The organism is Methylobacterium sp. J-030 (genome assembly GCF_022829545.1).
Classification (GTDB): domain Bacteria; phylum Pseudomonadota; class Alphaproteobacteria; order Rhizobiales; family Beijerinckiaceae; genus Methylobacterium.
The window spans coordinates 1-7,350 of the sequence record NZ_JAKSYM010000188.1 but is presented as its reverse complement, the minus strand read 5'-3'; the positions used below and the strand labels follow the sequence as shown (position 1 = coordinate 7,350).

9 protein-coding genes are annotated in these 7,350 nt (G+C 66.0%); 2 read left to right on the top strand and 7 right to left on the bottom strand.

Features of this window, described 5'->3' with window-relative positions; genetic code table 11:
• Positions 1 to 337: 337 nt before the first annotated feature.
• Entirely contained in the window at positions 338 to 1,003 is a 666-nt protein-coding gene (locus MKK75_RS12500) for a winged helix-turn-helix domain-containing protein (protein ID WP_244042886.1), read from the top strand.
• The gene (locus tag MKK75_RS12495; RefSeq protein ID WP_244042885.1) at positions 1,000 to 2,382 is read left to right on the top strand and encodes a histidine kinase dimerization/phospho-acceptor domain-containing protein; all 1,383 of its coding nucleotides are present in this window, start codon (positions 1,000 to 1,002) and stop codon (positions 2,380 to 2,382) included. The genes MKK75_RS12500 and MKK75_RS12495 overlap by 4 nt, the downstream gene beginning before the upstream one ends.
• On the opposite strand, the gene MKK75_RS12490 is transcribed toward MKK75_RS12495, so the two are convergent.
• The 7 genes from MKK75_RS12490 to MKK75_RS12460 form a co-directional block, all read right to left on the bottom strand.
• Positions 2,366 to 2,701 (bottom strand): cytochrome c, encoded by a 336-nt coding sequence (locus MKK75_RS12490; RefSeq protein WP_244042884.1) that lies wholly within the window; start codon positions 2,699 to 2,701, stop codon positions 2,366 to 2,368. The genes MKK75_RS12495 and MKK75_RS12490 overlap by 17 nt on opposite strands.
• A gap of 30 nt (positions 2,702 to 2,731) precedes the next feature.
• Positions 2,732 to 3,964, bottom strand: coding sequence for a molybdopterin-dependent oxidoreductase (locus MKK75_RS12485; protein WP_244042883.1), 1,233 nt, complete (start codon positions 3,962 to 3,964; stop codon positions 2,732 to 2,734).
• 495 nt (positions 3,965 to 4,459) lie between these two features.
• Positions 4,460 to 5,311, bottom strand: coding sequence for a hypothetical protein (locus MKK75_RS12480; protein ID WP_244042882.1), 852 nt, complete (start codon positions 5,309 to 5,311; stop codon positions 4,460 to 4,462).
• 88 nt (positions 5,312 to 5,399) lie between these two features.
• Positions 5,400 to 6,110 carry a hypothetical protein gene (locus tag MKK75_RS12475; protein ID WP_409567556.1) on the bottom strand — a complete coding sequence of 237 codons (711 nt, stop codon included), beginning with the start codon at positions 6,108 to 6,110 and terminating at the stop codon, positions 5,400 to 5,402.
• Positions 6,111 to 6,155: 45 nt separating this feature from the next.
• Positions 6,156 to 6,338, bottom strand: a complete 183-nt coding sequence (locus MKK75_RS12470; protein WP_003600567.1) for a DUF3606 domain-containing protein — start codon at positions 6,336 to 6,338, stop codon at positions 6,156 to 6,158.
• Positions 6,339 to 6,494: 156 nt separating this feature from the next.
• Positions 6,495 to 6,674, bottom strand: coding sequence for a hypothetical protein (locus MKK75_RS12465; protein WP_244042880.1), 180 nt, complete (start codon positions 6,672 to 6,674; stop codon positions 6,495 to 6,497).
• The gene (locus MKK75_RS12460; RefSeq protein ID WP_244042879.1) at positions 6,671 to 6,928 is read right to left on the bottom strand and encodes an amino acid transporter; all 258 of its coding nucleotides are present in this window, start codon (positions 6,926 to 6,928) and stop codon (positions 6,671 to 6,673) included. The genes MKK75_RS12465 and MKK75_RS12460 overlap by 4 nt, the downstream gene beginning before the upstream one ends.
• Positions 6,929 to 7,350: the final 422 nt, after the last annotated feature.

Sequence of the window (7,350 nt, the reverse complement as noted above, 5' to 3'; positions counted from 1 at the left end):
AGCCGTCCAGCAGCGCCTTCAACTCAAACGGACCGCCGCTCGACCACAAAAGGCCGCTCCAAGCGGTGGAAGGCCTATTCTCGCAAGAGTGGGGCGGCACCCCAGCACAAAGCCCATTCCCGGCGTTTTGACACGGCCTGGACCCATCCCGGTCGTAGAAGCCGGTCATAGCAACACCGCGGAAGCGGACATCCGTCTCGTTGCCCGTCCCGCTAAAGGTCGGTCCTGGCCTATAGGCGTACTCCGCGGGCTGAACCCACAAAGTTGCCTCAAGCCGCCGCTAGCGTGGTACTTCGGCGCGATCGCGGCGCATGCGCAACCCTGAAGCGGACGTTCCGTGCGCATCCTTGTTCTCGAAGATGACCCCGTGCTTTCGGACGGTTTGGTCTCCGGGTTGTCGTTGCATGGCATGATCGCGGACTGCGTGGCCACATGCGGGGACGCGATGTCGATCTTTGCTGCGACACATTACAGCGCGGCGATCTTGGATTTGATGCTGCCCGACGGCTCCGGACTGGACGTGCTGAGCCACATCCGCGCGCGGGACGACACCACACCGGTCATGGTCCTCACCGCGATCGACGCCGTTGCCGACCGGATCGCCGGGCTCGACCGCGGAGCGGACGACTACATGGGCAAGCCGTTTGACCTGGGCGAACTCGCAGCCAGGCTTCGTGTCATGATCCGGCGCGCGGCGGGACGCGCCTCTGCAACCTTCGCGTGGCGCGACCTCACGATCGACCTGAGCGGCCGGTTGGTCGCGCGGGCGGGCGTCGCGCTCAACCTTTCGCGCCGCGAGTTCGCGTTGCTGGAGGCGCTGATCGAGCGGCCCGGCCGTGTGTTGTCCCGAAGCCAGCTGGAAACCCGCCTCTACGGCTGGAACGAGGAGATCGGCAGCAACGCGCTCGAAGTCCATGTCCACAATCTGCGCGCCAAGATCGGACGGGACGCGGTCGAGACCGTGCGCGGCCTCGGCTACCGCATCCGGGAGGGCCGTGCGTGAACTCCCTGCGCATTCGCCTGTTCGTCACCTTGGTCACGGCAACCGGGCTGGTCTGGCTCGCCGCCATCGCCTGGACCTATGTCGACAGCCGCGCCCAGTTCGAGAGCATCCTCGACCGCCGCCTCATGGAGGCGGCCCGCATGGTCGACAGCTTGTTCACGCCGGCCCGGGCGGGGGCCGCACGGCAGGCGGGCGGAGACGGCGACGCCCTGGCGCGGGTGGTGAGCTACGACCGTCACCTCAGCTGCCAGATCTGGTCCCTGGACGGGCACCTGATCGGCGCCTCGGACGGGTCGCCGGATCCGGTCTTGTCGGACCAGCACGAAGGGTTCTCGAACCGCGTGGTCGAGGGCCAGGCTTGGCGTGTCTACGCCCTGTCCGACCCGGCCAAGGGCTTCCGCATCCTCGTGGGCGACAATCTCGGGCAGCGGCGGCAACTGGAGCACGGCCTGATCGAAAGCCTGCTGCTCACCGCCGGCTGCGTCCTGCCGATCCTGGCGCCGCTCATCTGGCTCAGCGTCGGCCGGGGCCTGCGGCCGCTGAACCGCGCGACCCGCGACCTCGCCGCCCGGGATGCCGACAACCTGGAGCGGGTCGAGACCGGCCGGATGCCGTCGGAGATCCGGCCGCTGGTCGATGCGTTGAACCGGCTGTTCGGCAAGGTGGCGGCTGCGCGCGAACACGAGCGCACCTTCCTGGCCTATGCGGCGCACGAGTTGCGGACGCCGCTGGCCGGCCTGAAGACGCAGGTGCAGGTGGCCATGCAGGCGCCCGGGGCCGCCATGCGGGATGCCGCCCTCGCCCAGACCCTGCGCGCGGTCGATCAGTCGGCACGCCTCGTCGAGCAACTCCTGACGGTCTCGCGCCTCGACAGCGGCGGGCGCCCGGCCGCCATCGCCTGGATTCCCGTGGAGGAGTGCCTGCGCGATCTGCTCGCCGGGATGGGCAGCGTGCCGCAGCCGGAGCGCGTCGCCTTCGCGCCCGCCCTCACCGAGCTCGAGATCCAGATGGACGAGGACCTGTTCGACCTCGCCATGCGCAACCTGATGGAGAACGCCCTGTTGATGACACCGCCGGAGGGGGCGATCATCTGGGATGTCGCGCTCGCCGCGAATGGAAGTGCCACCCTTTCGATCACCGACGAGGGACCCGGCATTGCCGAGGCGGAGCGCGCCCTGGTGATCCGGCGCTTCGTGCGCGGCAGCCGGCGAGCGAAGCTCGGCAGCGGCCTCGGCCTCTCGATCGTCACCATGGCGCTGGAGCAATCCGGCGCCCGCTTGCACCTCGACGGACGGGACGGCGGCCCCGGCCTCAAGGCGAGCGCGATCTTCGGCCCCGGGCTCGCCAGGCGTGCCTCGCCCGCTACGGCTCGCCTTTGACCCGGGCGAGGTAATCGACGATCACCCGCGCATCCTCCGGCGTGATCGGAGCCTTGTAGGCGGTGATCATCTTGTCGACGACCGCATGCCACTCCTCCCGGGAGAGGGCGGGCTGGTTCAGGGTATGGTCGGCGGAGTGGCAAGCCGTGCAGTTCGACGCGATGACGTCGGAGCCCGGCCCAGCGGGGAAACCGACATCACCGCCGAAGGGCAAGTCGATCTCGGGCGTCGGGCGAAGCTCCAGCGGCGCGGCGGCGAGGGCCGGCACCGAGCCAGCAAGAAAGCCGGCCAGGAGGGCGGTGCGGAGGGATCGGGACATGAGGGATCGGGACATGGTCGCGCTCACCTCTCAGGCCGCCACGAGGTCGAGGATCTCGACCTGGTTGGACATGTAGCCCCCCGGGTTCCAGACGCGCCGCATCGGCTGCATCACCCGGTCGGTGTTGGTGCAGCGGGCCATCACGGTGTGCGCCCCGCGAGCCGGGAGGCTGATCGTTGCCTGCCATTGCCGGAAGCCGTAGGTGCCCTCATCCTTGCCTAGGGTCGTGGGCTGCCAAGTCCGGCCGCCATCGAGCGACAGGTCTACCGCGGCCACCCCGCGGTCGCCCCCGAACGCGATGCCACGCACCGGTTGCGGCGCCCCGACCGGGACGCTGTCGCCCGGCTTGAGGTTGGTCACGAACGAGCGAGGCAGGTTCCGGGTGATCGGGACCATGCCGAAACCCTTCTGTCCGGGCTCGACCGTGTGATTGGGCGTGTCCGGCACGCGGTAGCTCCGCGTGGTCCAGACGCTGGGATCGGGGTGGTCTGTCACCGCGATGTCGTCGAGCATCTTGATCCAGTAGACAGCCGACCAGCCGGGGACGATGAGCTTGAGCGGGAAGCCGTTCAGCATCGGCAGTTGTTGGCCGTTCATCGCGAAGGCCAGCATGACCTCGCCGTCGCGGGCGTGATCGATATCCAGGGCCTTCACGAATTTCGGTGCGTCGGGCAGCAGCGGCTCATCGAGGCCGCCGAACTGCACGTGGGTGGCCCCGCCCTTCACGCCGGCGCGATCGAGGACATCCTTCAGGCGCACACCGGCATAGAGAGCGTTGCTCATGGAGCCGTTCGCCCATTGGGCGCCGGCGACCCGGGGCTGCGCGTAGAGACGCGAATTGCCGGCGCACTGGCTGACCGCCGCGATCTCGAAGCGCGGCAGATCGTGGATCAGCGCGCGCAGCGACAGCGCCTGCGGCCGCTCAACGAGGCCGTGGACTCTCAGGGCGAAGCTGTCAGTGTCGACGTGGGTCGGGAAGGTGGCCCAGTGCCAGCTGACGAAGTGCTGGTCGTTCGGGGTGAACACGCCGGTGTCGAAGACATCGAACGGCGTCTCCAGCCAAGGCGGCCGGGTGCGCTGGACGATCATGCGCCCCTTCTCGGGATAGGTCGTCGTCATGGGCCGGGTGCTCGGGCCGCCCGGGACATGGAAATCGAAGGTGTCGGCGCGAGCTCGGCCGGCAAGCAGGCCCATTCCGCCGAGGGCGGCGGCCGACAGGAGGCCGCGGCGGCTCGGAGACGATAACGTGGTGTGTTGAGGCATCGAATCGAAAGGTCCGCTGAGCCGGAGCCCAAGCGGCCGGCGCAGGGTTTCCGCGCTTCTCAGCTTAAGGGCACCTTAAATGCGCCGAGGCTCGTCGCGGAACGCGTATGGGTGAAGCGAAGCGGGTGAGGGAGACGCACCAACAAGCGAGCCGCGTCTTCGATTGTAATTCGCAGAGGCCAGCCCGGTCGACTTCGTGGCCTAATAGAAGAGCGCATGCCTCAGGTGCGCGAAGAGGATCGTGAATGGGCGCGACGGCGTCTGCTTCTTCAAACTTCCGCTCAAAAGCGGACGGGCAGAAAACCACCCATTCCGGTCGCAGGCCACCGTCAGCCGAGTTGCCCGGAGGCCGACATCCCGGGGGTCTGCAAAGGGTCGACACCGGACGGTCGCTCACCTGAAACTGAACGTCCGCTTCTGGGCGGACCGCCGACTTCCGCTCTTGGCGCATTCCAGAAGCGAGCCTGAGCATACGCCGCTCAGCCGTCGACCCGGTCAGCGAGCCGAAGTTTCGCTCGCCGCGAGCATTTCCAGACCCTTCAAGCGCCGTCGAAGCCCCACGACCTCCGAGCTCAGAACCCCAGTGATCTTGAACTGACGCCGACCCTTCCGAGAGCCGTCGGGCCGCTGCGTCGTGATCGTCACCTTGTGGATCATCGCCCGCTGCCGCGCTTCAGCCTTCGCTCGATGGGCAATCGCGATGGCATCCACTGGCGCGGCAGACACCCGCTTCGCCAACGCACGCTGACGCGCCCAGGCGTGCAGCCCTTCGCCCGGCGTAGCCGCCAGCGCCTGAACCCGACTTGGCAGCACCTTGGCTGATTCGAGATGCTGGATCGCTCGTACGTCCCGACTGATCAGCTTGCGCGCCGCTAGCCTCTCGGCCGCGGTCTCGCCACCGTAAGAGACGAACCGATCGACGATAAGGTGCAGGTCGTGGGTGGTGCGCGATCGCTTGCGCCCGCTCAACGTTTCAAGCTCGGCCATGATTGCGGACTTCAGCGGGCTGGCGCTAATTCGGATGTAGGTCGCGTAGGCTAGCGCGATGGCCTCAAGGTGCTGCTCGTCCGATGCCTTGCGGATGTTCAAGCCGGCGCGCTGCAACCAACCTGCGCTGTCGAGCGGCTGCGATCCGGCACCTCGAACCTGATGCAAGAAGCGCTCGGCGTCGGCAGCCACAGCGTCGCGGCTGCCAGCCTCAGCGCTGACGCGACCTGATTCGACAGGCTTAGCAGTTGTCGTCCTAGCGAGCGCTTTCACCGGCTCATGGCGGTGCAGTGGCTGGTTTGCAGAGGAGGGGGTGCGAGGTCGGTTAAACCGAAACGCTGAAACCGTGTCGTTGAACATGGCCTGGATCCATCCCGATCGTAGGGCCGCGCTTCAGTTCGGGCGCTGCGCGGGGTCGGTATGAATTGGCTTCGCGCTGAAGCTTGGTTCAGGCGAGAATGTTGACGGCGCGGGCGGCAACAAGCGCCACGGTTAGCAGCGAGACCAGCGCCTCGGCCATCATCAGTAACTTGGCGCGCGCCGTCAGTGGCAGCGTGTCGGTGGGTGAGAAAGCCGTCGCATTGGTGAAAGCGAGGAACAGGTAATCTACAAAGCCCGGCGCGAAATGTGCCCGCGCCTCAGCCGTTCCGAACGTCATCTGGGGGAACAGAAAGTCGGGGTCGCGCGCATTCGGGCGGCCGCGCAAGGCTGCGCCACCGCGATCTGTCGTCCAGAACCACAGGGCGAAAATCACGACATTGGTGCCCCATATGTTGAGGGCATCTATGAGCAAGGTTGAGCCGCCAGCTGCCTTGCCGTTCAAGAGGGCGCGGACCAGAGCCGAGAGGGCAGCAGTGTTCGCCACGGTGACAAGCGCTGTCATGAACAGGGCCATTCTACGTATTAGGCGATGATGGCGGTGAACGTCGGCCCAGTGTGCATCGGTCGTGGCGTGTCGCGCCCGACCCTGGTTCCAGGCCGTGGCGGCTGAGAGAGGGACCAGCAGCGCGAGTTCAAGCGTCGGGGCGAGCCAGCGTGGTCCCAGCGAGAAGTCATTCACAACGAGCAATTGAAGGCTAGCCACGCAGGCGATGGCGCTCCGAGCCAACCAGAAGTCCAAGGCGCTGGTCCGAACACGATCGGGGTGCGGCCTATCCAACGACGACGTCCCCTGACGAGCTGCACTGTTGAGGCGAGCCCACGCTTAACGCTTTTTGCCCAGCTCGGCTGCAATGTCCTTGGTCATTCGACCGACCTTGCGATGCGCTGCCGTCAGCTGGTCCTGCGTCACGCCCCAGCGCTTCATCCAGAACTCGACAGCCTTGCGTTCCGACAGATCAAGGCGGTCCTTATCGATGAAGCCACGCTTGTCCTTGAGGCCGGCCATAGAGGGTCCTGTTTGGTTAGGGACGTCGGTCCGAGGGAAAGCTCATGCTGGAAGACAAGCATGAACTCAAGGTGGCGCAGCTTAAGTCCTTCACGCTCACGAAACGAGAAATAATGCGAAATTGGAGGACAGCTGCTTATCAGATGAAAAGAGCGACTACTCTCCGGCCGCTTTACGCTCAGCTTGATATTTAAGCCATATCGCACGATCAGCTTCAGCGCGTTTGAGACGGTCAGTTTCCGTCTCGTGCGTCAGCCAAAGGACGATGCCGACCATCGTCGCCAGGACGAGCGGGCCGAGAAAAAGAACAACCGTCTGTGCGAGCGTCAGGCTCACGCGCGCAGGGCTCCGAGCAGGCGTCTGGCCACCAGATGTAGTATACCTGCCAGGAGACTCCAACCAATCAGAAGCGCGCTTGCAGTAAGCGCGCTGGCGGTGCCCGAGAAGATTGCCACTGATGGGGAGATGCCGCCGACAGCCACGGAGGCGACTGCGACGCCGTTGACCCACATCGCCGTCAGCTTCGCCCGCTCGTTGCGGATCAGCTTGGCGTCGTCGGGGCTGAGGGGCGGGATTTCGGTATCGGCCATAATAAGGGGCAGCTCGGAGCAACCGAGGGGTTGAACAAGGGCTCGATCCGTGAGGCCATTTAGAACAAATCAGGAACAAAATCCAGGGTTGATCTCGCCTTCCTGCCGGCTTTGGCGCTACCACCCCCGAAATACCAGAGCGCGGCCTTAGGCAGTTATCGGCGGCGCAGGCCGCGACGCATCGCATCAGCAGGGCACGGTCACGGCCCTGCGCCATACATTCTCGCGTTCCCGTTCGTGACAGCCATCACTGTGGTTGTAGCGTTGCCCTGAGCCATTCACGAAGCTTCGTCCAGCGCGGCCGCATGTTGCCGCCGCGGACCGCGACCCCGAGCGCCTTGCGCTGTGCGAGCAGCACGACGAGGCGCGTGCCGCGGGTCACACCCGTGTACAGGAGGTTCCTCGCCAGCATGGTCCAATGC